The organism is Corallococcus caeni, from assembly GCF_036245865.1.
Taxonomy (GTDB): domain Bacteria; phylum Myxococcota; class Myxococcia; order Myxococcales; family Myxococcaceae; genus Corallococcus; species Corallococcus caeni.
In genome coordinates, this window is sequence record NZ_BTTW01000004.1 from 542,166 (window position 1) to 565,288 (window position 23,123).

General features: G+C 71.1%; 20 protein-coding genes. 10 read left to right on the top strand and 10 right to left on the bottom strand.

Annotated features, from left to right (window positions below; all coding sequences use genetic code 11):
* Positions 1–30 precede the first annotated feature (30 nt).
* Genes AABA78_RS20355 through AABA78_RS20380 form a run of 6 tightly spaced genes read left to right on the top strand, consistent with a single transcriptional unit; the run spans position 31 to position 5,602 of the window.
* Positions 31–489 carry a hypothetical protein gene (locus AABA78_RS20355; RefSeq protein WP_338264831.1) on the top strand — a complete coding sequence of 153 codons (459 nt, stop codon included), beginning with the start codon at positions 31–33 and terminating at the stop codon, positions 487–489.
* A gap of 48 nt (positions 490–537) precedes the next feature.
* Entirely contained in the window at positions 538–1,866 is a 1,329-nt protein-coding gene (locus AABA78_RS20360) for an amidohydrolase family protein (RefSeq protein ID WP_338264833.1), read from the top strand.
* A 14-nt stretch (positions 1,867–1,880) separates the two neighbouring features.
* Positions 1,881–2,867, top strand: a complete 987-nt coding sequence (locus AABA78_RS20365) for a class I SAM-dependent rRNA methyltransferase (protein WP_338264835.1) — start codon at positions 1,881–1,883, stop codon at positions 2,865–2,867.
* Between the two features lie 33 nt (positions 2,868–2,900).
* Complete coding sequence (locus AABA78_RS20370; RefSeq protein ID WP_338264836.1) at positions 2,901–4,121, top strand: serine/threonine protein kinase; 1,221 nt, start codon at positions 2,901–2,903, stop codon at positions 4,119–4,121.
* A 25-nt stretch (positions 4,122–4,146) separates the two neighbouring features.
* The gene (truA, locus tag AABA78_RS20375) at positions 4,147–4,944 is read left to right on the top strand and encodes a tRNA pseudouridine(38-40) synthase TruA (RefSeq protein WP_338264838.1); all 798 of its coding nucleotides are present in this window, start codon (positions 4,147–4,149) and stop codon (positions 4,942–4,944) included.
* A 22-nt stretch (positions 4,945–4,966) separates the two neighbouring features.
* On the top strand, positions 4,967–5,602 hold the full coding sequence (locus AABA78_RS20380) for a hypothetical protein (protein WP_338264841.1): 636 nt from the start codon (positions 4,967–4,969) through the stop codon (positions 5,600–5,602).
* 43 nt (positions 5,603–5,645) lie between these two features.
* Here AABA78_RS20380 and argC read toward each other — a convergent pair whose 3' ends face one another.
* The 7 genes from argC to AABA78_RS20415 form a co-directional block, all read right to left on the bottom strand.
* Positions 5,646–6,716: an N-acetyl-gamma-glutamyl-phosphate reductase gene (argC, locus tag AABA78_RS20385; protein WP_338264842.1), complete on the bottom strand. Its 1,071-nt coding sequence runs from the start codon at positions 6,714–6,716 to the stop codon at positions 5,646–5,648.
* Positions 6,713–7,774 carry a hypothetical protein gene (locus AABA78_RS20390; protein WP_338264843.1) on the bottom strand — a complete coding sequence of 354 codons (1,062 nt, stop codon included), beginning with the start codon at positions 7,772–7,774 and terminating at the stop codon, positions 6,713–6,715. Before AABA78_RS20390 ends, argC begins: the two co-directional genes overlap by 4 nt.
* A 4-nt stretch (positions 7,775–7,778) precedes the next feature.
* On the bottom strand, positions 7,779–8,966 hold the full coding sequence (argG, locus tag AABA78_RS20395) for an argininosuccinate synthase (protein ID WP_338264844.1): 1,188 nt from the start codon (positions 8,964–8,966) through the stop codon (positions 7,779–7,781).
* A 40-nt stretch (positions 8,967–9,006) separates the two neighbouring features.
* Positions 9,007–10,356, bottom strand: a complete 1,350-nt coding sequence (argH, locus tag AABA78_RS20400) for an argininosuccinate lyase (RefSeq protein ID WP_338264845.1) — start codon at positions 10,354–10,356, stop codon at positions 9,007–9,009.
* Positions 10,349–11,419 carry a M20/M25/M40 family metallo-hydrolase gene (locus tag AABA78_RS20405; RefSeq protein ID WP_338264847.1) on the bottom strand — a complete coding sequence of 357 codons (1,071 nt, stop codon included), beginning with the start codon at positions 11,417–11,419 and terminating at the stop codon, positions 10,349–10,351. The genes argH and AABA78_RS20405 overlap by 8 nt, the downstream gene beginning before the upstream one ends.
* The gene (gene argB / locus AABA78_RS20410) at positions 11,416–12,342 is read right to left on the bottom strand and encodes an acetylglutamate kinase (RefSeq protein WP_120525611.1); all 927 of its coding nucleotides are present in this window, start codon (positions 12,340–12,342) and stop codon (positions 11,416–11,418) included. The genes AABA78_RS20405 and argB overlap by 4 nt, the downstream gene beginning before the upstream one ends.
* Before the next feature lie 61 nt (positions 12,343–12,403).
* Positions 12,404–13,408, bottom strand: a complete 1,005-nt coding sequence (locus AABA78_RS20415) for an N-acetylornithine carbamoyltransferase (protein WP_120525612.1) — start codon at positions 13,406–13,408, stop codon at positions 12,404–12,406.
* A 181-nt stretch (positions 13,409–13,589) separates the two neighbouring features.
* Between AABA78_RS20415 and AABA78_RS20420 the strand changes: the two genes are divergently transcribed.
* On the top strand, positions 13,590–14,009 hold the full coding sequence (locus tag AABA78_RS20420; protein WP_171414706.1) for an arginine repressor: 420 nt from the start codon (positions 13,590–13,592) through the stop codon (positions 14,007–14,009).
* Here the strand turns inward: AABA78_RS20420 and AABA78_RS20425 are convergent.
* Both AABA78_RS20425 and AABA78_RS20430 read right to left on the bottom strand, forming a co-directional pair.
* A complete protein-coding gene (locus AABA78_RS20425) occupies positions 13,990–14,514 on the bottom strand; it encodes a 2'-5' RNA ligase family protein (protein WP_338264853.1) in 525 nt (174 codons plus the stop codon). The two genes, AABA78_RS20420 and AABA78_RS20425, sit on opposite strands and share 20 nt — an antisense overlap.
* 105 nt (positions 14,515–14,619) lie before the next feature.
* On the bottom strand, positions 14,620–15,318 hold the full coding sequence (locus AABA78_RS20430) for an NADPH-dependent F420 reductase (RefSeq protein ID WP_338264854.1): 699 nt from the start codon (positions 15,316–15,318) through the stop codon (positions 14,620–14,622).
* 242 nt (positions 15,319–15,560) lie between these two features.
* Here AABA78_RS20430 and AABA78_RS20435 point away from each other — a divergent pair, with 242 nt between their 5' ends.
* The 3 genes from AABA78_RS20435 to AABA78_RS20445 are packed head-to-tail and all read left to right on the top strand — an operon-like array spanning position 15,561 to position 20,354.
* Positions 15,561–16,448: a hypothetical protein gene (locus AABA78_RS20435; protein WP_338264857.1), complete on the top strand. Its 888-nt coding sequence runs from the start codon at positions 15,561–15,563 to the stop codon at positions 16,446–16,448.
* 8 nt (positions 16,449–16,456) lie between these two features.
* Positions 16,457–19,576, top strand: a complete 3,120-nt coding sequence (locus tag AABA78_RS20440) for a protein kinase domain-containing protein (protein WP_338264858.1) — start codon at positions 16,457–16,459, stop codon at positions 19,574–19,576.
* A 37-nt stretch (positions 19,577–19,613) separates the two neighbouring features.
* A complete protein-coding gene (locus tag AABA78_RS20445) occupies positions 19,614–20,354 on the top strand; it encodes a glutathione S-transferase C-terminal domain-containing protein (RefSeq protein ID WP_338264860.1) in 741 nt (246 codons plus the stop codon).
* Positions 20,355–20,428: 74 nt separating this feature from the next.
* Here the strand turns inward: AABA78_RS20445 and clpB are convergent, their stop codons facing one another.
* Positions 20,429–23,053: an ATP-dependent chaperone ClpB gene (gene clpB / locus AABA78_RS20450; RefSeq protein WP_338264862.1), complete on the bottom strand. Its 2,625-nt coding sequence runs from the start codon at positions 23,051–23,053 to the stop codon at positions 20,429–20,431.
* Positions 23,054–23,123: the final 70 nt, after the last annotated feature.

Below are 23,123 nucleotides of genomic sequence, written 5' to 3' on the forward strand. Positions count from 1 at the left end.
GATCACTCCGGCTGGAGGAGGACGCCTCGAATGAACAAGAACTGGACGTGGCCCACCCAGGACCTGGAGGGGCTGGTTTCGGGGTTGGAGTTGCTCGACCCGACGCTGTCGCAGGAACAGAGAGATTCGTGGTGGCAGACCTTCCTGCCCGGATTCTCTCGGGGCGACGCTGTTCGCCATTCCCTGTTTGCCCTCGCCGAAACGTTCCTGGTGAAGATCGCGCTGAAGGCAGAGGTGCATTACTCGCGACAGCAGGGCGGTTCGTTCTTCCTGGTGTCGGAGCCCTGGGTGCCGGTTTTGCGCTTTGATGCCATCTCACCCCCACCCCCGAACATCCTGGATGGGATGGTCTGGAAACGGGGGGTTCATGATTCGCCTGGATGGTGCGCCATCTTCCCCGAGTCCATGGAGTGGACCTTTGTCGAGGAGCATGACGGCCCCTTCTTCCTGCGGTCCTGCATGGATCCGCCCCTCGGGGACTCTCCGTAGGGGACGGGGTTCATCCTCCACCCACCCCGTGCTAAAACGGGAAGGTCCATGGAAGGCCGACTGCTTCTGAAGAACTGCGCCGTGTTCCGTGCGGACGGTCGCGTCCGCCACGGCATGGCTGTCGTCGTGGAAGAGGGCATCATCCGCCGCGTCGCCCCGGACGCCGAGGTGCCCGTGCTCCCCGGTGACTGGGAGGTCGCCTGTCGCGGCCGGCTCGTCGCTCCTGGCCTCGTGGACTGTCACTCGCACCTGGTCAACGGGCAGCTCCTGCCCCCCAATGGCGACTTCCTCCTGCGCCAGCCCCGCTCGCGCCTGGAGCGCATGCGCGGCGTGGCCAACCTCCTCACCGCCGAGGACGTGGAGATCCTCACCCGCTTCGCCGCCGCCCGTGCGCTGCTCGATGGCGTCTCCCTCGTCGTCGACCACCTGTCGTGCCCTGGCGACGTCGCTGGCGGCCTGGAGGCCCAGGCCCGCGCCGCGAACGCGCTGGGCATCCGCCTCGTCGTGTCCCACTCCACGCACAGCCTGGATGGCGCCTCCGTCGCTGACGCTCAAGCGGATGCCAACGCCGACTTCGTCCGCCGCTACCGCGAACACCCCCGCGTCCGTGGCGCCCTGGGCTTCCATGCGTCCTACACCTGCGAGGACGCCCTCCTGTCCCGCATCGCGCGGCTGCGCGAGGAACTGAACGCCTCCGTCGTCTTCCACCTCGCGGAGAACGAGGACGACCTCTCCACCACCTACGCCACGCACGGCCGCCGCGTCGTTCCCCGCCTGGATGCGCTGGGCCTCCTGGGCCCCCACGCCATCGCCGGCTACCCCCGCGCCGTCGAGCGCTCCGAGGCCGAACGGCTGGCCGCCTCCGGCACCTTCATCGCCCTCACGCCCCGCGCCACCCGCTCCATGGACCGCGCGGCCGAGTCCGCCGATGGCGCGCTGTCCAGCCTCCACCTCGTGGGCCTGGGCACCGGCGGCCATGGCACCCTCCAGGAGGAGCTCGCCGGGGCGCTCGTCAGCATGCTGTCCCTGGCGCGCTCCGGGCGCATGCCGGACCTGGATGACTCGCTGGCGCACCTGTTCGTCAGCGGCCCCGCGGAGCTGTGCACCCGCCTGTACGGCAAGCCTTCGGGCGGGGTGGACGAGGGGAGCGTCGCGGACCTCGTCGTCTACGATGCCATCCCCGCCGCCGACCCGGAGACGGGCTACTCGCCCTTCCTCCTGGGCCAGCTCGTCGCCGCCCGCGTGGCGTGGACCATCGTCGATGGCCGCGTCTGCGTCCGTGAGGGACAACTGCTCGGCAGCGACTACGTGGACCTGGCCCGCGACGCCGCCTCCGCGCTCGCCCGCGTCTGGTCCCGCGCACGGCTGGGTTCGTAGGGTAGAAGGGGCGCGTGAGTGCCCTGCCTTCCCATCTCGTGGACCTGCTGCGCGCTTCCCGCGCCCGCCGGGGTCCGCTGCTCTCGGACTCCGCCACCTCCGCGTTCCGCCTCCTGAACGGCGCCGCGGATGGCGTGCCCGAAGTGACGGCGGACGTCTTTGGCGACGTCGTCGTGGTCAGCCTCTACCGCGACCTGACCGACTCGGAAGAGGCCACGCTGCTCGATGCCGCCGTCTCCGCGTGGACGCCTCGCAGTGTCTACTTGAAGCGCCGTCCCCGGGAGGCGCGCGTGCTCGCCAACGTTGCGAAGGACGCGCTGGCTCCGGAGTCCGCGGCTCGCGGTGAACCCGTGGAGGACTTCGTCGCGAAGGAGAACGGCTTGTCCTTCCACATCCGCCCGGGACAGGGCCTCTCCGTGGGCCTCTACCTGGACATGCGCGACACCCGCGCCTGGCTCCAGGCCCAGGCCTCCGGTCTCACCGTCCTCAACCTCTTCGCGTACACCTGCGCCTTCGGCGTCGCCGCGAGCGCCGGGGGCGCGAAGCGCGTGCTCAACATGGACGCCAGCCGCCGCGTGCTCGAGTGGGGCGAGGAAAACGCGCGTCTCAACGGTCAATCCGTGGACCGCTACGACTACGTGGCTGGCGATGTCTTCGATTGGCTCGGACGGCTGGCGAAGAAGGGGGAGAGCTTCGACGTCGTGGTCGCGGACCCTCCTTCGTTCTCCACCACGAAGACGACGCGCTTCTCCGCCGCTCGCGACTACGCCCGGCTGGCCGAGGCCGCAGCGAAGGTGGTGGCTCCCAGGGGCCGCCTGGTCGCCTGCTGCAACTTGGCGGGACTGCCCTCGCGCCGGTTCGAAGCGATGGTGCTGGAGGGCGTGACGCGGGCGGGCAGGGTGGGGAAGACAGCGGGGTCGCTCGGTCCCTCGGGGCTCGACTTTCCAACACCTCCGGGGGAGGAACCGGCGCTCAAGGTGCACGTCGTCCAACTTCGTTAGCGCCTCCGGGTAGGGCGCGGCTAGATTGCCTCCATGGCTCCCGCCGCCTCCTCGCCCCCGCGCGACGCGTTCCGCTTCGGCAACTACCGGCTCATCGACCGGATTGCCGTGGGGGGCATGGCGGAGATCTTCCTCGCGCACCAGGTGGATGCCAGCGGTGACGAGACGCCCATCGTCATCAAGCGCATCCGTCCGCATCTGTCCAAGCACGCGGCCTTCGTGAAGATGTTCCTCAACGAGGCGCGGCTGGCCGCCCAGCTCAACCACCCCAACATCGTGCAGATCCACGACCTGGGGAAGATCGTCGACAGCTACTTCATCGCCATGGAGTACGTGTCCGGCCGCGACATGCGCCGCGTCGTGCCCAAGGCCGAGTCCATGGGGATTCCCTTCCCCATGGTGTACGCGCTCAAGATTGCCTCCTGCGTCTGCGCGGGCCTGCACTACGCGCACACGAAGAAGGACCGCTACGGCAACCCGCTCAACATCGTCCACCGCGACGTGACGCCGGAGAACATCATCGTCGCGTTCGACGGCTCGGTGAAGGTGCTCGACTTCGGCATCGCCAAGGCCGCCAACCAGGTGGAGGAGACGCGCTCGGGCGAAATCAAGGGCAAGCTCAGCTACCTCTCCCCGGAGCAGTGCCTGGGCCGGCCGCTGGACTGCCGCAGCGACATCTTCTCGCTGGGCACCGTCCTCTACGAGTGGCTCACCGGCTTCAAGCTCTTCACCGGCGACTCCGACGTCGCCGTCATGCGCAGCATCACCGAGGCGAAGATCTACGCGCCGTCGTACTTCCGCGAGGACCTGCCGGAGCGCGTGGAGGCCATCCTGATGCGCGCGCTCGCCCGGGACCGCGAGCGCCGCTACCAGACGGCGCTGGACATGCAGCGCGACCTGGACGCCTTCCTGGACGCGTATGACTTCACCCCCACGCCGCTGCATCTGGCCAACTTCGTCAAGCAGCTCTTCGAGGACGAGCGTCCGCAGGAGCTGAAGCGGCTGTCCACGCGCCAGTCGTCCGCGCCCACGTCGGAGGTGGCGCTGGAGCTGGCGGAGGTGGTGGCGTCGGTGGAGGGCCCGCCCACGGAGGCCATGCGCCTGGACGAGGGCTCCGCCACCGAGCCTCGCCTGCTCGCGCTGCCGTTGGACCCCGCGCTGTACGAGAAGCTGGAGGCCCAGGCCCGGAAGGCGAACGTGTCCCTGGCGAAGCTCGCGGCGGATGTGCTGGAGGGATGGCTGAAGACGCGCTGACCCGCGTGTCCTTGGTTGCCGCACCATGCCCCGGCTGAAGCTGACGCTCGAATACGAAGGCACCCGGTACGTGGGCTGGCAGGTGCAGCCCAATGGCCCGTCCATCCAGTCCACGCTCCAGGACGCGCTCCAGAAGCTCCTGGGGGAGCGCGTGTTCGTGGCCTCCGCCGGCCGAACCGACGCGGGTGTGCATGCGACGGGGCAGGTGGCCTGCTTCGACTCGCCGCGCGTGCTGCCGATGAAGGCATACACGATGGGGCTCAATGGCATCCTTCCGCCGGACATCGCGGTGGTGTCCGCGGAGGAGGTGGCGGCGGAGTTCGACCCGCGCCGCTGGTCGCGCGGCAAGCGCTACCGCTACCGGCTGAGCAACCGGCGCACGCGGTCGCCGCTCCTGCGCACGACGCACTGGGAGGTGTTCGCCCCGCTGGACGTGGAGGCCATGCGCCGCGCGTCGCAGGCGCTGCTGGGCCGGCACGACTTCTCCGCGTTCCGCGCCGCCGACTGCCAGGCGAAGCACGCGGTGCGCGAAATCCGGCAGGTGCGCGTGGAGGGCACGTCCGGCGACACCGTGGCCGTCGTGGTGGAGGGCACCGCGTTCCTCAAGCACATGGTGCGCAACCTGGTGGGCACGCTGGTGGAGGTGGGCAAGGGCCGCCGCCCCGAGGCCTGGGTGGCGGAGGTGCTGGCCTCGCGCGAGCGCAAGCTGGCCGGGGCCACCGCGCCTCCGCAGGGGCTGGTGCTGGAGGAGGTCTTCTACGGCGACGGCCCGCCTCCTCGCTCGTTGGGGGACGCGGCTGTCGGGGAAGAGGACGAAGGGTGAGAGTGCGCTAGGCTTTGGGGCCGTGAGCTCCAAACCCGGTGTCCTCGAGCCCCTGCGCGTCCGCGTCCGCCGCTTCCAGTTCATCGTCGGACTGGGCTTCCTGTCGCTGGTGCTGGGGGCCATGCTCAGCGTGTCGCTGGTGCTGCGCCTGCACTCGCGGGTGAACGCGCTGCCCTCCGACTTCCTGCGCATCCCGGTGGCGGTGGTGCTGGAGGACCTGTGGGTGCTCGCGGTGCTGCCGGCGCTCTGCTACGGCGCGGCCCGCATCGTCGCGCTGCGCACGTGGAGCACGGCCGTGGGGGCCGCGGTCTCGGGGGGCGTGTTCGTGGTCGCGCTCAACTTCGTGCGCGACGGCCTGGAGGGCCTCACGACGGGGTGGAGCTTCGCGTCGGGGCTGCGGATCCTGGCCTTCGTGGGCGGCACCCTGCTGAGCGCCCGGGCCATCCGCGCGGGCCGTGCGGCCGCGGAGAAGGGCTCCGCCGCCGCCCAGGAGAAGGCCGCGGCGCGCAAGTCGGAGTACGACGAGTTCCTCAAGGCTGCGGAAGCCGGAGGCGCGCGGCTGGAGCAGCGCGAGGGTGGCGCCGCCGCCGAAGCACCTGCCGCTCCCGAGGGAACGGCTTCCTCCCCGAGCGACGTGACGAAGACGCCCGCGGCTTGAGGCGGCTCCGGCTCCGTGCCGAAGCCGCCTCGCGTTCAACGTCCTACGGGTAGCAGGCCGCCTGGCGCAGGCCGGTGTCCTCGGGGAAGCCGAGGGCCACGTTGAAGTTCTGCACCGCCTGCCCGGCCATGCCCTTCACCAGGTTGTCCAGCGCCGCCATCACCGCCACGGAGCGGCCCTTCGTCGCCACGGAGATGTCGCAGAAGTTGCTGCCCGTGACGGCCGCCACCCGCGGCGTGCCCTCCACGATGCGCACGAACTTCGAGCCCTCGTAGTAGCGGCGGTACTTCTCCGTCAGCGACTGCGTCACCACCGCGCCGCCGTGCTCCGGCCACTCGAACTGCACCGTGGCGAAGATGCCGCGCACCATGGGCGCCGAGTGCGGCACGAAGGCCAGCCGGTGCCGCTGCGCCCCGTGCGCCACCAGCATCACCTCCACCTCCGCCTCGTGCTGGTGCTCCAGCGGCTTGTACGCGCGGAAGTCGTGCGCGCGCGTCGGGTGGTGCGTGCCCTCGCCCGGCAGCGAGCCGGAGCCGGACGAGCCCGTCACGCCCGACACCGCCAGCAGGCCCAGCCCCGGCGTGGCCGCGATGGGCAGGAGCGCCAGCTGCACCGCCGTCGCGAAGCAGCCCGGGTTGGCGATGCGCTTCGCCGTCTTCACCTGCTCACGCTTCCACTCCGTGAGGCCGTAGGTGAACGTGCCCAGCAGGTCCGGGGACGGGTGCGGCCGGCCGTAGGCGCCCGCGTACCGGCCCGGGTGGTCCAGGCGGAAGTCGGACGACAGGTCCACCAGCAGCATCCGGTCCGCGATCCCCGCGTCCGCCCACTGCTTCTCCAGCCCGGCGAACTGCGACGCCAGGTCCCCGTGCCCCAGCGCGCTGAACACCACCGGGCGCGGCGAGTCCGCGAGCCAGCGCCAGTCCGGCTCCGGTTCGAAGCGGCCGTCCACCAGCCCGCGCAGGTGCGGGTGCACCTTGTGGATGGGCGCGCCCGCGTGGTGCCGCGACACCACGCGGATGCCGGCGTTGCCGGGGTGGCCCGCGAGCAGCCGCAGCAGCTCGCCTCCGCCGAAACCGGAGGCCCCCAGGATGTAGATGTGCGCAGGCGACGTCATGACTTCCTCCCCGCACCCAGCTTGGGCGCGAGCTTCTCCACGATGAGATTCCCCAGGGCGTTCGGATCCGCGCGCGCGTTGCGAGCGGGCAGCCCCACCACCTGCTCCACGAAGCGCACGCCCACCGCGTTGTCCGTGGCGGGCCCGGCCACCATGTCCATCTCGATGCCGTACACCTCGCGCAGGTGCCGCACGCCGCCGGCCGCGCCCACCGGGTCGTTCGCGCACAGGATGAACGCGCCGCCCAGAGCCTTGAGCTCCGGGTCCGCCAGGATGGCCTGCACGCCGTACTCACCCATGATGCCGTCGCCCGTCTCCGCGACGATGACGTCCACCTCCTGGGCCGCCATCTCCGAGAAGACGATGCGCGCCACCTTGGACGCCGTGCGCGCCCCGGTGCACACGACGCCCGCGTCGGTGAAGTCCATCACCACGTCCGCGCCGCTGTCCTGCATGGACAGCGTGTCGCGCATCAGCGACACGCCGGTGAGCTTCGCACCGCCCACGCGGTAGCCCGCCTGGGAGAGCTTGCGCACGACGACGCTGGCCGCGTACGTCTTGCCCGCGTTCATGCAGGTGCCCACCACGTACACCACCGGGCACGTCACCGCCCTCGCCGTGCCCTTGAGCGCGCCGGTGGAGATGTGCGCGTGCTGGCCCGCGCGCGACTGGAACTCCGGGAAGGTGAGGACCTGGCCCAGCACCTCCGCCTCGAACGGCGGCCCCACGCCCGGGTTGTGCGACGTGCACTTCCCGATGACGCCGCCCATGTTGAGGATGTTGAGCTTGTCGCCCACCGTGACGGACGCGGGCACCACGCCCTCGTAGCCGTGCAGGGCGTTGCGGTGGCCCAGCGCGCCCACGACGATGTCGCCCGCGTGGAGCGTGACGAGCCGGCCGTTCACGTCCTCCAACTGGTTGTAGACGCTCTTCTCCCCGTGGATGCGCACCGCGATGACGGCGCCTTCCTCGCACCGCACTTCATCCGTGAGGTGCACCGTGCGCCCCACCTGGAGGTTGCGCGTGACACTGCCCACCTTGTCGACGTGGATCTTCATGTCGTCACTTCGCTTTCTGCGAGAGCATCTGCGCGACGCCGTAGAGCTTGGCGAACCCCGCCGCTTCCGTCCCCGTCCACAACACGTTGGCCTCTCCGTACGTCGCCACCTTCGCGTCCATCAGCGAGTGCGGCGAACGCACGCCTTCCACGACGTGGGCGCGCGGGGTGAGCACCAGCTTCACCTCGCCCGTCACGCGGTCCTGCGAGGAGGCGAGGAACGCCTCCAGGTCCTTCACCAGCGGGTCGAAGAAGTGACCCTCGTGCAAGAGCGACCCGTACAGGTTGCCCACCGTCTCCTTCCAGAAGAGCTGCTTGCCCGACAGCACCAGCTTCTCCAGCTCGCGGTGCGACGCGATGAGCAGGTGCGCCGCGGGCGCCTCGAAGCCCACGCGGCCCTTGATGCCCAGGATGGTGTCGCCCAGGTGCACGCCCCGGCCAATGCCGTACGGCCGGCCAATGGCGTTGAGCTTCTCCACCACGTCCACCGCCGACAGCGCCTTGCCGTCGAGCGCCACCGGCACGCCCTTCTCGAAAGAGATGACGAGCGGCAGCGGCTTCAGGTCGGTCGGGATCTCTCCGCCGGGGAAGGCTGCCTCCGGCAGGGTGCTCCACGAGTCCAGCGTCTCGCGGCCGCCCACGGACGTGCCCCACATGCCCTCGTTGACGGAGTACGTGCCCGTCTTCGCCGGCAGGTGGAAGCCGCGCTCCGCGAGGAAGGAGATCTCCTGCTGGCGGGAGAGCGCCAGGTCGCGGATGGGGGTGATCAGCTGCAGCTGCGGCGCGAGCGTGCGGAAGGCCACGTCGAAGCGGACCTGATCATTCCCCGCGCCGGTGCTGCCGTGGGCCACGGCCTGCACGCCCAGCTTCTCCGCCATGCGCACCGCTTCCACGGCCTGGCAGGCGCGCTCGGCGGAGACGCTCAGCGGGTAGAGCTGGCCGCGCAGCACGTTGCCGGCGATGAGGAAGCGCAGGTAGCCCTGGAAGAGGGTGTCGCGCGCGTCCACCGTGTGGTGCGCCACCGCGCCCAGCTTCTGGGACAGGGCCTGGATGCGCTCCAACTGCTCGGGCGGGAAGCCGCCCGTGTCCACGGTGACGGTGGTGACGTCCCAGCCCTGCTCGCGCAGGTACACCGTGCAGAAGGCGGTATCGAGGCCGCCTGAGAACGCCAGCACCACGGACTTCTTGCTCATCTTCGGACTCCTGTTGCTGCGAAAGGGGGTGAGGAAGGGTTCAGGGGGCCCAGACGCGCGCGGCGGCCTCGGCCTGCTGTGCATGGGTGCGCGTGAGCCAGTCGCGCGCGTCGTTCAGTTCCTCGCGCGCGGTGGCGAGGCCCAGGTTGCCGGCGCCCCCCAGGTGGGTGGCCGTCAGCGCGCCGCGGTCCGGCTGGAAGCTGCCGTCGTTCAACTGACGGCCCACCTCCCGGTACGCGTCGCGGAAGGGCTGGCCCTTCGCCACGAGCGCGTAGGCGTGGTGCGCGGCGTAGAGCGTGTCGTCGCACGCCGCGCGAGCCTTCTCCGCGTTCACCTTCAGCGCGGGCACCAGCCGCGACAGCACCTCCAGCAGCGCCTTCGCGCTGGTGAGGGCCTGGAGGGTGGGGCGCTTCAGCAGCTGGAAGTCACGGTGGTAGCTGGAGGGAAGCCCACCGGCCACCGCCTCCACCTGATGCGCCAGGCCGCGCAGCTCGCGGCAGCGGCCCCGGGCCAGCTCCACCACGTCCGGGTTCTTCTTCTGCGGCATGATGGACGAGCCGGTCGTGAAGGCATCCGGCAGGGCCAGGAAGCCGAACTCGTCCATGCTGTAGAGCTGCACGTCCCAAAGCCACTTCTCCAGAGTGCCCGCCACCGAGCACGCCCAGGTGAGCAGCGCCGCTTCATGCCGCCCCCGACTGTCCTGCGCGTCGATGGGGCTGCGTTGAACTCGACTGAAACCGAGCAACCGCGCGACATATTCACGGTCGATGGGCAGCGGCACACCGAAGCCCGCGGCGGCGCCCAGCGGGCAGCGGTCGAGCCGCCCCCACACGCCCTTCAGCGCCTCCAACTCCTCCAGCAGCCCTTCGGCGAACGCCATGCCCCACAGGCCGAAGGTGGACGGCATCGCGCGGCGCAGGTGCGTGTAGCCGGGCAGGGGCAGGTCCGCATGCGCCTGCGCGAAGTCGAGGAACGTGCCCGCCAGCTCCGCCGTGCGCGCGCCCAGCGCGAGCAGTTCCTCGCGCATGAAGAGGCGCAGGGCCAGCAGCACCTGGTCGTTGCGCGAGCGCGCCAGGTGGATGCGCTTGCCCGCCTCGCCGGTGCGCTCCACGAGCGCGGCCTCCAGCGCGGTGTGGCCGTCCTCCTGCTCCGGGCGGATGGTGAAGCGGCCCGCGCGCGCCTCGTCGTGCAGCGCGTGCAGCGCGGCCACGAGCGAGCTCGCGGCGTCCGGCGCGAGCAGCCCCACGTGCGCGAGCATGCGGGCGTGCGCGGCGCTGCCCAGCGCGTCGTGCGGCACCAGCGACAGGTCCACCACCGGGTCATCGCCCACGGTGAAGGCGTGGATGGCCGCGTCCAGCGGCTGGCCCTTGCCCCACAATGTCTCAGCCACGCGACACCTCCCCGGCATAGCCGTGCAGCAGTCGTCGATAGAACGCGAGCCCCGCCTCCAGCTCCGCGCGCGTGAGGTACTCGTTCGCCTGGTGGCTCCGCAGCGTGTCGCCCGGGCCCACCTTCACCGCCGGGATGTCGCCCAGGAATGCCCAGTCGGACGTGGTGCTGGAGCCCACCGTCCCCTGGCCCGACGCCGCCACCGCCGCGCGCACCAGCGGGTGCGACGCGTCCGTGCCCTTGGGCAGGTAGCGCGCCGAGTGCACCACCACCTCGCTCTCCAACGCCTCGCCCACGTCTTGCGCCACCTTCGCGTGGTCCATGCCCGGCGTGGTGCGCAGGTCCACGAAGAACTCGCACCGGTCCGGCACCTGGTTGCGCGCCAGTCCGCCGGACACCTGCGTCACCTGTGCCCGCGCCTCACCCAACAGCGGGTGCGCGGGGAAGCGCAGCGCGGACACTGCCTGGATGTCCCGGGCCGCCTTGAGGATGGCGTTGGACTCCGAGCCCAGGCCTCCCGTGTGCGCGTGCGCGACGTGGCCGCTCTTGCCGTGCGCCACGCAGCGCAACAGCAGCATGCCCCGCTGCGCCGTGCAGGGCTTGAGCGACGTGGGCTCGCCCACGATGGCGGCGTCCAGCGGCCCCAGCGTGGAGAGCAGGGGGCCCAGCCCCTTGCCGCCCGTCTCCTCCTCGGCGGTGAGCGCGAAGACGCACTCGACACCGGAGGGCGCGCCTTCTTCCAGGAGCGCCTTCGCGGTGAGGAGCATGGCGGTGACGCAGCCCTTGGCGTCGTTGGCGCCCAGGCCGTAGAGCGTGTCGTCCTTCCACACGGCCTCGTGCGGCTCCGTGTCCCACCCGGCGCACGGCTTCACCGTGTCCAGGTGGGAGTTCACGAGCAGGCGCTTCGGACCGCTGCCCACGCTGAACCACACGTTGTGGCCCTGGCGGTGCACGCGGGCACCCCAGCCTTCCGCATGGCCCGACACGAGGTCCGCGATGCGGGCCTCGTCGCCGGAGACGCTGGGCGTGGCGACCAGCGCGGTGAGCAGCTCGGCGGGGTTCAACCCTTGGCCTCGCCGTGCTTCACCGGGTGCTCGCGCACGACCATGGTGCCGCTGCCCTCGTTGGTGAACACCTCCTCCAGGAGCGCGTCGGACTGCTTGCCGCTCACCAGGTGCACGCTGCCCACGCCGCCCACGAGCGCGTGGCGCATGGCGTGCGCCTTGGGACGCATGCCGCCCGTGAGCCGCCCTTCCGCCTCCAGGGACGCCAGGTCCGACAGCGTGGCCAGCGAGATGAGCGACGACGGGTCGGAGACGTCCTTGAGGAGCCCCGGCACCTCCACCATGAAGAAGAGCTTCTCCGCATGCAGCGCCGCCGCCAGGGCCGCCGCCACCGTGTCCGCGTTGGTGTTGTACACGGCGCCGTCCTGGCCGCCCGACAGCGGGGCGATGACGGGCACGTAGTCCGCGCTTCGCAGGTGCTCCACGACGCGCGTGTCCACCGACTCGATGTCGCCCACGAGGCCGTAGTCCACCATGCGGCCCTGCGTCTCGCCGGGCTCCGTCACCAGCACGGGCGGACGCTTGCGCGCCTTGATGAGGCCCGCGTCCACGCCGGACAGGCCCACCGCGGGCACGCCCGCGGCCTGGAGGTCCGCGAGCAGGTCCGTGTGCAGCTTGCCCGCGAGCACCATCTTCGCCGCGTCCAGCACGGGCGCGGAGGTGACGCGGCGGCCGGCCACCTTCTCGATGGGCAGGTGCAGGGCGTCACAGAGCGCGTCCAGCTCCGGACCGCCGCCGTGCACCACGACGGGGCGGATGGAGAAGGCCCACAGCAGGGCGATCTGCTCGCACGCCGTCTTGCGCGTGCGCGGATCCGTCAGCACGGCGCCGCCCAGCTTCACCACGAAGGTCTTGCTGCGGAACTGCTTCACGTACTTCGCCGCGTTGCGAAGGGCGGCGTACGGGTCGGGAGACAAAGGCACGGTGGACCTCTGGAAAATCAAAAAGGGGACGAAGAAGGGTGGGGCGGCGGGCTTCTACGGCTCAGCCGCCGCGCATCCAGGCCAGGAGGGCGCGCTGCACGTGGTAGCGGTTGCCCGCCTCGTCCACGACGCGGCTGCTCGCGTGATCCAGCACCTCGTCGGCGACCTCCACGTTGCGGCGCACGGGCAGGCAGTGCAGGAACGCCGCGTCCTTCGCGGCCTTCGCCATGTGCCGGCGCGTGGGCATCCACCCCGAGTACGACGCGAGCAGCGCCGCCACGTCCGTGGGCGTGCTCGCGGTCTGCGCGGTGGGGCCCCAGGACTTCGCGTAGACAGCGCGGCTGCCCACCAGCGCCTCGTCCTGGTCGTGGGTGTACGTGATGCTGCCGCCGGTGGCCTTGGCGTAGGCCTCGGCTTCCGCGCGCACGGCCGGGTGCAGGTCGAAGCCCGGCGGATGCGCCACGCGCACCTCGCAGCCCGCGGCCGCTGCGGACAGCAGGAACGAGTTGGGCACCGCCTTGGGCAGGGGCTTGATGTGCGGCGCCCAGGTGAGCGTCACCGGCAGCTTCTTCGTGGTGCCGAACGTCTCGCGCAGCGTGAGCGCGTCCGCCAGGCCCTGGCAGGGGTGCTCGCGCGCGGACTCCATGCTCACCACCGGCACGGTGGCCCACTTGCGGAAGGCGTTGATGACGGGGTCGGCCTCGTCCTCCTCGTCACCGCCGCCCTGGGAGAACGTGCGGATGCCGAGCATGTCCACGAAGCGCGACAGGACGGGCGACGCCTCCTTGATGTGCTCCGCGCGGTCCGCGTTCATCACCGCGCCGGGCCGGTCCTCCAGCTTCCACACGCCAGAGCCCACGTCGAGCACGATGGCGTGCCCGCCCGCGCGCAGCATCACGGCCTCGAAGGACGTACGCGTGCGCAGCGACGGGTTGAAGAACACCATGCCCAGGATCTTCCCGGGGAACAGCGCCCCGGGGTCCTTCTGCTTCCACGCGGCCGCCTGCGAGAGGACCGCCTCGACGCCTTCCGGGCCCAGGTCCTGGATGCGGGTGACATGCTTCATGGGCTTCGTGCTCCCCCGGCCGCGCCGGATGGATGGGGTACTGCTGAATATGCACTTGAATTCGTGCATATTCGCTGAGGAGGCGCGGATATTATGCAGAACGGCGCAGCGCGCAAGAACATTCACTGGGATTTTTCATGCGCCTTGCGTGCGTATTCAGCCGCATGCATGGTGAACGTGAATGAACCTGGACGACGCCATCCTTCAGCTCATCTCCCGGCAGGACGTTCCGGATCAGGCGGTGCTGCAGACGTTGCTGGAGGAGGCGGGGCACGCGCCCAGCCAGTCCACGCTGTCGCGGCGGCTGAAGAAGCTGAGCGTGCAGAAGGTGAACGGGCGCTATCAGCGCACGGAGCCGCCGGTGGTGCCGGTGCCGCTCGCGCCGCGCGTGACCATCATCGAGGCGCCGCCCAACATGCTCGTGCTGAAGACGGCGCCCGGCTACGCGCAGATCTTCGGGCTGGCGCTGGACCGCGAGGAGGTGGAGGGCCTGGCGGGCACGGTCGCGGGCGACGACACCATCTTCATCGCGGTGAGGGATCCGTCGCTCCTGCAGGACGTGCGCGAGGCGGTGGAGCAGCTCATCCAGCGCGGCCCGTGAACGGGAAGCGCCGCACGAGCTCCCACGGGCCTCCGAGGTAGCGCCAGAGCAGCAGCGCCGGGGCGGGAGACTCGAAGGAGGACCAGCCCGCGCCCAGCTCCACGAGGGCGGCCTTCGCCTCCTCGACGGAGGCCTTGTTCATCAGCGTGACGTGGGGCCGGAAGGGCTGCCGGTCCTGCGGCGTGAGCCACTCCGCGAACGCTCGGGTCAGCTCGCGGTGCACGGGGACCAGGCCCTGCGCCTCCACGTCCACCGCCATGCCGCGCCCCAGGCTTCGCAATTTTCCAAAGCGCAGCGTGGGCGCGGGACGTTCGGTGACGACCTCGAGCGCGGCCTCCACGGCGGCCTGCTCGGACGCGGGCAGGTGGTGGAAGAGGGAGACGTGCGCGGGGATGACGTTGCGCTCGGGCGGGAAGTAGCGGCGGCGCAGGCCGTCCAGGCGCGCGAAGGTCTCCGGCTCCAGCTCAGCGGTGACGAGCAGCGGGGCTTCGGAGGCGGAGGTCATGGGCGCACGCGCATTCTACGCTACGACTCACGGCGGCGGCGGGAGAGGCCGCCCGCCGCGCCGTTCGACTCCGAGGTGCTCAAGTCGCTGGCTTGCGCGTCCTGCTCACTTCTGCGACGCGAGGAAGTTCTTCAGCGAGGTGTCGGCGTTGTTCCGGTACTCCGGCAGACGCGAGCGCTCGGCGGCGGCGAGGGCCTTCTTCACGCCCGCGGCATCAAGGTCGTGCGTGTAGACCGGGGTGCCGGGCTGCTGGCGCCAGGAGTCGGCGAGGCTGCCCGCGTCGATGGCGTCGAAGCCGAGCTCCTCCACCAGCTTGAGCACCTTCGCGCGGTGCTCGGGCGGATCCCCCGCGACCGGCAGGGCCACCCGGCCGGGCGTGCCCTTCGGGGTGCCCTTGTCCAGCAGGCTCTGGAAGAAGATGTTGTTGAAGGCCTTGATGACGGGGCGGCCCAGATGATTCGCGACCCACTCGCTCTCCGTGGTGCCGCTGAGCAGGTCCGCGATCTGCCCGTCGCGCACGGGGTAGTAGTTGCCCGTGTCGATGACCACGACGTCCTTCGGCACCTTCGCGAAGAGGCCCTTGGGCAGGTCCGGCACTGCCTTCTGGGGGATGGTCACGACGACGACCTCTCCGGCGTTCGCGGCCTCCTGGACGGTGACGGCCTTCGCGCCCGTCTCCTTCGCCAGGTCACGCAGGGTCTCCGGCCCGCGCGAATTCGCGATGGACACCTCGTGCCCCAGCTTCGTCCACCTGCGAGCCAGGGTTCCGCCGATCAACCCCGCGCCAATGATTCCGATCTTCATGTCGCACTCCTCCGGGAAGTGAGCCCGATGACTTCACGCGCCGGTCGGATGCATGACCCGCACGCGCGATGCGCGGCCCCGGTGGGATTTCCACGCGGGCGCTGCCTCCCCCATCCGTTCCGGCACCTGGCGGTGGGTCGCTGACCTGGAGACCTTCCTGGCGTAGCGGGCCCTTCCTCACGGCCCGGGGCTTTCGCTAACGTCCTGGTCTTGCCGGTCCTTGGGAGGCCGGCCTCGCTGACATGGCGCACCTTCCATCCGAGCTGGTCGCGGCATTCCGGGGGGCCGCGCGACCCCTGACCTCCGAGGAGGACGCGGGGCTGGTGCCCGTGCTGAGCGCCATCCTGGAGCGCTGCGAGGCGGCGTGGCCGGGCGGCTGGCTTCCGCCCAATACCTTCGCCGCGCACCTGGGCCTGCACACGCCTCCGGGCGAGCCCCCCACGCAGGCCCTGGCCTCGCTGCACTGCGAGGACCTGTACCTGGCGCTGGCGGCGGTGGAGGGTCAGCGGGCCGCGTTGGACGCGCTGGAGGCGACCGTGCTGGTGCCCGCGGGACGCGCGGTGCGCCGCGTGGAGGACTCGGGGGCCTTCGTGGACGAGGTGCTCCAGCTCACGCGCCTGCGGCTGCTGGTGGAGGAGGGGGGCCGCGCGCCACGCCTCACGGAGTACGCGGGGCGGGGGCCGCTGCGGCGGTGGGCGGAGGCCGTGGCGCTGGGCGTCGCGCTGTCGCTCAAGCGCAGGCCGGAGCGCAGCACGCCGCTGGATGACGCGCTCATCGCCGCGGACCTGGGCGCCGCGGATCCGGAGCTGGAGCACATCCGCCACCGCTACCGTCCCGCCTTCCGCGCCGCCTTCGCGGAGGCCCTGGCCGGGCTATCACCCCGGGACCGCAACCTGCTGCGCATGGGGCTGGTGCAGGGCCTGGGCGTGGAGTCGTTGGGCGCGCTGCACCAGGTGCACGCCTCCACGGTGTCCCGGTGGATGGCGAAGGCGCGTGAAGCGCTCCTGGAGGACACCCGCCAGGGCCTGGCCCGGAGGCTCGCGCTCAACACGTCCCAGCTGGACAGCCTGCTGCGAGTGCTCGACGGCAGCCTGGAGCTCAGCCTCGCGTCCCTCCTGAAGAAAGGGTGAGCCCATCCATGCCCGAGTCCTCCGCCCACCTCCAGGAGGTCGAGCTGCTCGACCTCGCGGACGGCATCCCGTCCCAGTCCCTGCGCGAGCGCGCCGAGTCCCACCTGGACACCTGTGCGTCCTGCCGTGAGGCCCTGGCGGACTTCCTGCGCGTGCGCGCCGCTTCCTCGCCCGACGTGCACGCCGCGCCCACCGCGGTGGTGCTGTCGGAAGCGCCGCGCACGCGGGTCTCCCGGTCGGGCTTCCCGCAGGTCGCCCAGGGCGCGCTGCTGGGACGCTACGTGGTGCTGGAGCGGTTGGGCGCGGGTGGGATGGGCGTCGTCCACGCGGCCTATGACCCGAGCCTCGACCGGCGCATCGGTCTGAAGCTGCTGCGCACGCTGCCCTCGACGGGCGGCGCCACGGGGCTGACGGAGCAGCTGCTGCGAGAGGCCCAGGCCGCCGCGCGCACGCGCCATCCGCATGTCGTCACCGTGCACGACGTGGGGACGTTCGGGGACGTCGTCTTCATCGCGATGGAGCTGGTGGACGGCGGCACGCTGCGCCAGCACCTGAAGGCCGCGCCCCGGCCTTGGCGCGACGTGGTGCGGCTGTACCTCCAGGCGGGCCGGGGGCTCGCGGCGGCGCACGCGGCGGGCGTCGTGCACCGGGACTTCAAGCCGGACAACGTCCTCGTGGACAAGGAGGGCCGCGCCCGCGTGACCGACTTCGGGCTCGCGCGCCTGGAGTCCACCGAGGTCCCGGACGCAGACTCGCCAGCCCCGGCCGAGCCCGCGTCGCAGAAGAAGCCCCCTCTGGCAACCAGCGTCGCGGGCACGCCCGGGTACATCGCGCCAGAGGTGCTCGCGGGAGCGCCCGCGGATGCGCGGTCGGATCAGTACGCCTTCTGCATCTCGCTGTACGAAGCCCTGCACGGCCAGCGGCCCTCCACCGCTGAAGCAGGAGGAGTGGCGAACCGGAGCAACGTCCCGCGCGCCGTGCACGCGCTCATCGTGCGCGGGCTGTCGCCGGAGCCGGGAGCCCGCCATCCCTCCATGGCGGTCCTGCTCGACGCGCTGGAACGGGCGGCCTTCCCGCGCACCGGCGCGAAGATGGCGGCGGCGGGCGTGGGCGTGGGCGTGCTCGCCATCGCGGCCGCGGTGGTGGTCGCCCGGGGCCCGTCGCCCTGCGCGGACGACCCCACCCGGTTCCAGGGCATCTGGGACGCGGACCGCAAGGCGGCGCTGCTCGAGGCCTTCCAGGCCACGGGCGCTCCGGACGCCGTCGCCGCCTACGAGACCACCGCCCGCGCGCTGGACACCTATGTGTCGCGTTGGAACGACAGCCGCCGCGACGCGTGCATGGCCACGCACGAGCACGGCACGCAGTCCACCGCGGTGCTGGACCTGCGCACGAACTGCCTGGAGCGCCGCCGCCGGGAGCTCACCGCGCTCACGGAGGTGCTCCTCTCCGCGGACCGGGCGGGCGTCGCCACCGCTCCAGAAGCCGCGCAGGCGCTGAGCCCGCTGTCGCGCTGCGCGGACGTGGAGGCGCTGTCCCAGCCCGTGCCCCCACCGGAGCGGCCGGAGGTCGCCGCTCGCGTGAAGGCCGCGTACGCGAAGCTGGACGAAGCGCGGGCCCGCCTGGGCGCGGACCGGTGGCAGGACGCCGTGGATCGCGTCGCCCCCATCGTGAAGGAGGCGGAAGCCCTGGGCTACAAGCCGCTGCTGGGCGAGGCCCTGCTCATCGAAGGGGAGGCCCGCTCCTACCTGCGAGACGAGTCCGCGGAGCCGGCGCTGCGCCGCGCGATGCTCGCGTCGCTGTCGGGACGCGACGACCTGCGCGCCGCGGAGGCCGTCGTCTACCTGGTCTTCGTGGACGGTGAGGTGACCCAGCGTCCGGAGCAGGCGAAGGCGCACGCCGAGGAGGCCCGGGCGCTCCTGGAGCGCTCCGGCGGCAGCCTGGAGCTGGAGTCCCAGTTGCTCGCGTACGAGGGCAATTCGCTGGAGCAGCAGTCGCGCTCGTCGGAGGCGCTGCCCGTGCTCCAGCAGGCGCTGGCGCTCCAGGAGCGGCTGCACGGCCGTGACTCGCCACGGCTCGCCCGCGCGCTGCTCACGATGGCCTCCATCCAGCGCTCGATGGGGCGCGCGGAGGAGGCGCTCGCGACCATTCAGCGCGCCAGGGACGTGCTGGAGGCCGCCTACGGTCCGGACCACCCGAAAACCGTCATGGCCATCAACAACCTGGGCGGGACCCTGGTCGAGCTGCGGCGCTACCAGGAGGGCTATGAGGCCTTCCTGGAGAGCCTGCGCCGCTACGCGCGCATCTATGGCCCGGACCACCAGCCCCTGCGCTACGTCGGCGGCCTGCGGTCGAACCTGAGCGCGGCGGCCTACCGCATGGGCCGCTACGACGAGGCCGAGCGCCGCATGCAGGAGGCCCGGGACATCTACAACCAGCTGTACCCCAAGGGCTCCGTCTTCCGCATCCGCTCGGGCACCAACCAGTCCCAGATCCTCATGAACCAGAGCCGGCTGACGGACGCCCTGGCGCTGATCCAGGAGATGGAGGACGAGGTAAAGACAGCCCGGGCCGATGGCCGCAGCGACCCCATCTTCGCGGCGCCGTCGCGATGCCAGGCGGAGGCCTGGATGCGGCTGGGGCAGACCGAGCGCGCCGTCGCGGCGGCGAAGCGCTCCGTGGCCATCCTGCGGGAGCTGAAGGCGGAGACCGAGCTGGGCGAATCACTGCGCGTCCTGACCGTGGCCCTCACCCGGGCGAAGCAGCTCAACGAGGCCCGGGACGCGGCGCGCGAGTACCTGGCCCTGCACCACAAGCTCGCGGGCAAGGAGGCCCGGCCTCCCATGGAGGTGGAGGAGATGATGGCGGAGCTTGCCCTGGCGAGGGGCGAGGTGGAGGAGGCCCGCCAGTGGGCGGAGCACTCCCTGGAGGCCTGGAGCCAGACGGCGGCCCCGCCCCTGGAGATGGCCAACATCCGCTTCATCCTGGCCCGTGCCCTGCGCAAGGCCCACCGCGAGCCGGAGCGGGTCCGCGCGCTGGCCACCGCCGCGCGCGACGCCGTGCTCTCCACCGCCGAGCCCCGGCTGCTCAAGCTCTCCGACCTGGACGCCTTCCTGCGCGAACGTTGAGGCCCGCCTCGTCGGGCCTGCTAGGGTCCCGCCCCCTATGCGAACCCTCGTCGGACTGACCTCTTCGGGCTGGACGGAGAAGGCCCGGTGGGCGTTGGACCACCACCGCGTCGCCTACCGCTACCAGGACTACGTCCCCCTCATCCAGGAGCGCTGGCTGCGCAAGCAGGTGGCGCCCGGCGTGAAGCCCTCGGTGCCGCTGCTCGTGGATCCGCCCCAGCCGGCCACGCACGGCTCGTTCGCCATCGCGAAGCGCGCGGAGGAGCTGGGGCAGGGGAGCGCGCTCTTCCCGGCCGCGCACCTGGACGCCATCACCGCGTGGAACGACACCAGCGAAGAGGTGCTGGACGCGGCGCGCGCCTACGCCATGCCGCGCATGCTGACGATCTCCCGCGCCCAGGCGGAGGCCCTGCCGAAGTTCGTCCCCGGCTTCCTGCGTCCGCTGTTCGCGCCCTCCGCGCGCCTGGGCATGCGCTACGTGGTGAAGAAGCACCAGGTGGCGGACGGCACACCGGAGGTCATCGAGGCCAAGGTCGCCCCCGCCTACGAGAAGCTGCGCGCGGCGCTGGGCGGCCGGTCCTACCTGCTGGGCACGGGCTTCACCTACGCCGACGTCACCGCCGCGGTGATGCTCGTGCTCCTGGGGCCGCCGGCGGACCGGCACCTGCCCATGGGCCCGGGCACGCGCGAGGTGTGGACGCATCCGGGGCTCGCCGCCCGCTTCCCGGACCTGCTCGCGTGGCGCGACGCGCTCTACGACAAGCACCGCCGCGCGTGACAAGACAACGGGCCGCCTCCCCGTGAGGGAAGGCGGCCCGCCGTTGAAGCGAATCCCCGGTCTCGTGAAGCGGACTACGCCGTCTTCTTCACGCCCTTCGAGTTGTCCACCAGCACCTTGGCGAAGGTGAGCCCGTCGGGGCCCGCGTCCGCCTGGATGTGCTCGCCCGGCGCGAACTCGCCGTTGAGCACCTTGAGCGCGAGCGGATCCAGCAGGTACTTCTGCACGGCGCGCTTCAGCGGCCGGGCGCCGTACGTGGGGTCGTAGCCGCGCTCCGCCAGCAGCTCCCGCGCGCTGTCCGTCAGGTCCAGCGTGAGGCGCTTGGCCTGGAGCAGCTTCTGGAGCTTGCCCAGCTGGATGTCGACGATGCGGTAGATGTCCTTCTTGCGCAGCGGCTCGAAGACGACGATCTCATCCACGCGGTTGAGGAACTCCGGCCGGAAGTGGCCGCGCAGCGCCTCCATCACCTCGCCGCGCGTCTTCTCGTTCAGCACGTCCGTGCCCGCCATGCCCTCCTGGATGGCCTGCGAGCCGATGTTGGACGTGAGGATGAGCACCGTGTTGCGGAAGTCCACCGTGCGGCCCTGGCTGTCCGTCACCCGGCCCTCGTCGAGGATTTGCAGCAGGATGTTGAACACGTCGTGGTGCGCCTTCTCGATTTCGTCGAAGAGCACCACCGTGTACGGCCTGCGGCGCACGGCCTCCGTGAGCTGGCCGCCCTCCTCGTAGCCGACGTAGCCCGGGGGCGCGCCGACGAGCCGCGACACCGCGTGCTTCTCCATGTACTCGGACATGTCGATGCGGACCATGGCCGTGTCGTCGTCGAAGAGGAACTCCGCCAGCGCCTTCGCCGTCTCCGTCTTGCCCACGCCCGTGGGGCCCAGGAAGATGAACGAGCCGATGGGCCGGTTGGGGTCCTGCAGCCCGCTGCGCGCGCGGCGCACGGCGTTGGACACGGCCTCAATCGCGCTGCGCTGGCCAATCACGCGCTCGGCGAGCCGGTCCTCCATCTTGACCAGCTTCTGCATCTCGCCCTCCATCAGCTTGGAGACCGGGATGCCCGTCCACTTGGCCACCACGGAGGCGATGTCCTCGGAGTCCACCTCCTCCTTGAGGAACTTCTGGTTCTTCTGCAGCTCCGCCAGCTTCGCGTTCTGCGCCGCGACCTCCTTCTCCAGGCCCGGGATGACGCCGAACTTCAGCTCCGCGGCGCGGTTGAGGTCGCCCTGGCGCTCGGCCGCGGCCTGGTCGTTGCGCGCCTTCTCCTGCTTCTCCTTGAGCGAGCGCAGCGCCGCGATGGCCTTCTTCTCCTCGTCCCAGTGGGCCTTGAGCGAGTTGAACTTCTCGTTGAGGTTCGCGAGCTCCTTCTCGATGGTGGCCAGGCGCTCGCGCGAGTGCGGGTCCGTCTCCTTGCGCAGGCCCTCGCGTTCAATCTCCAGCTGCGTCACCTTGCGGCGGATGTCGTCGATCTCCGTGGGCATGGAGTCGATTTCAATGCGCAGGCGGCTGGAGGCCTCGTCGACGAGGTCGATGGCCTTGTCCGGCAGGAAGCGGTCCGCGATGTACCGGTGGCTGAGCGTGGCCGCCGCGACGAGCGCGGAGTCCTGGATGCGCACGCCGTGGTGCACCTCGTAGCGCTCCTTCAGGCCACGCAGGATGCTGATGGTGTCGTGCACCGAGGGCTCGCCCACGAACACCGGCTGGAAGCGGCGCTCCAGCGCGGCGTCCTTCTCGATGTGCTTGCGGTACTCGTCCAGCGTCGTCGCGCCAATGCAGTGCAGCTCGCCGCGCGCGAGCGCCGGCTTGAGCATGTTGCCCGCGTCCATGGCGCCCTCGGCCTTCCCGGCGCCCACGAGCGTATGCATCTCGTCGATGAAGAGGATGATCTCCCCGGCCGCGTCCGAGACCTCCTTGAGCACCGCCTTGAGGCGCTCCTCGAACTCGCCGCGGTACTTCGCGCCGGCCACCATGGCGCCCAGGTCCAGGGTGATGAGGCGCTTGTTCTTCAAGCCCTCCGGCACGTCGCCGTCCACGATGCGGCGGGCGAGGCCTTCCGCGATGGCCGTCTTGCCCACGCCCGGCTCACCGATGAGCACGGGATTGTTCTTGGTGCGGCGGCTGAGCACTTGGATGCAGCGGCGGATCTCCTCGTCGCGGCCGATGACGGGGTCCAGCTTGCCGCTGCGCGCGGCCTCCGTGAGGTCGCGGCCGTACTTCTCCAGGGCCTGGTAGGTGGACTCCGCGTCGGCGCTCGTCACGCGCGAGGAGCCACGCACCTCCTTGAGGCCCGCCTGCACGCGCTCGCGCGTCACGCCGGAGGACTTCATGGCCTCGCCGACGGCGCCCTTGTCCTGGGTCAGCGCGAGCAGCAGGTGCTCGGAGGACGTGAAGTCGTCCTTCAGCGCCTTGGCCTCGTCCTCCGCCTTGTCGAAGGTCTTCATCAGGCGCTGGCTGAGCATGGCGCTCTCGCCGCCCTGGATGCGCGGGAGCTTCTGGAGCGCCTCGCCCAGCCGGCCGGCGAAGAGCTTCACGTCCACGCCAATCTTGCGCAGCAGGGGGTCGACGATGCCGTCCTTCTGCCCCAGCAACGCCGTGGCCAGGTGCTCCGGCTCGTAGTGGGGATTGTCGGCCCGGCGAGCCAGGGATTGACCCTCCTGGATCGCCTCCTGTGCCTTCACCGTGTATTTGTCGAGTCGCATGAACTCAACGTAAGGGCCGGGGACCCCTTGGCAAGGCGACACTGCCCGTACGCCCTGCGATTTCCCCGGA

Bases quoted from the DNA above. Each gene is read 5' to 3' on its own strand.
- AABA78_RS20355 (WP_338264831.1), top strand. From the start codon at position 31: ATGAACAAGAACTGGACGTGGCCCACCCAGGACCTGGAGGGGCTGGTT.
- AABA78_RS20360 (WP_338264833.1), top strand. From the start codon at position 538: ATGGAAGGCCGACTGCTTCTGAAGAACTGCGCCGTGTTCCGTGCGGAC.
- AABA78_RS20370 (WP_338264836.1), top strand. From the start codon at position 2,901: ATGGCTCCCGCCGCCTCCTCGCCCCCGCGCGACGCGTTCCGCTTCGGC.
- truA (WP_338264838.1), top strand. From the start codon at position 4,147: ATGCCCCGGCTGAAGCTGACGCTCGAATACGAAGGCACCCGGTACGTG.
- argC (WP_338264842.1), bottom strand. From the start codon at position 6,716: ATGACGTCGCCTGCGCACATCTACATCCTGGGGGCCTCCGGTTTCGGC.
- AABA78_RS20390 (WP_338264843.1), bottom strand. From the start codon at position 7,774: ATGAAGATCCACGTCGACAAGGTGGGCAGTGTCACGCGCAACCTCCAG.
- argG (WP_338264844.1), bottom strand. From the start codon at position 8,966: ATGAGCAAGAAGTCCGTGGTGCTGGCGTTCTCAGGCGGCCTCGATACC.
- AABA78_RS20415 (WP_120525612.1), bottom strand. From the start codon at position 13,408: ATGAAGCATGTCACCCGCATCCAGGACCTGGGCCCGGAAGGCGTCGAG.
- AABA78_RS20420 (WP_171414706.1), top strand. From the start codon at position 13,590: ATGAACCTGGACGACGCCATCCTTCAGCTCATCTCCCGGCAGGACGTT.
- AABA78_RS20425 (WP_338264853.1), bottom strand. From the start codon at position 14,514: ATGACCTCCGCCTCCGAAGCCCCGCTGCTCGTCACCGCTGAGCTGGAG.
- AABA78_RS20430 (WP_338264854.1), bottom strand. From the start codon at position 15,318: ATGAAGATCGGAATCATTGGCGCGGGGTTGATCGGCGGAACCCTGGCT.
- AABA78_RS20435 (WP_338264857.1), top strand. From the start codon at position 15,561: ATGGCGCACCTTCCATCCGAGCTGGTCGCGGCATTCCGGGGGGCCGCG.
- AABA78_RS20440 (WP_338264858.1), top strand. From the start codon at position 16,457: ATGCCCGAGTCCTCCGCCCACCTCCAGGAGGTCGAGCTGCTCGACCTC.
- AABA78_RS20445 (WP_338264860.1), top strand. From the start codon at position 19,614: ATGCGAACCCTCGTCGGACTGACCTCTTCGGGCTGGACGGAGAAGGCC.
- clpB (WP_338264862.1), bottom strand. From the start codon at position 23,053: ATGCGACTCGACAAATACACGGTGAAGGCACAGGAGGCGATCCAGGAG.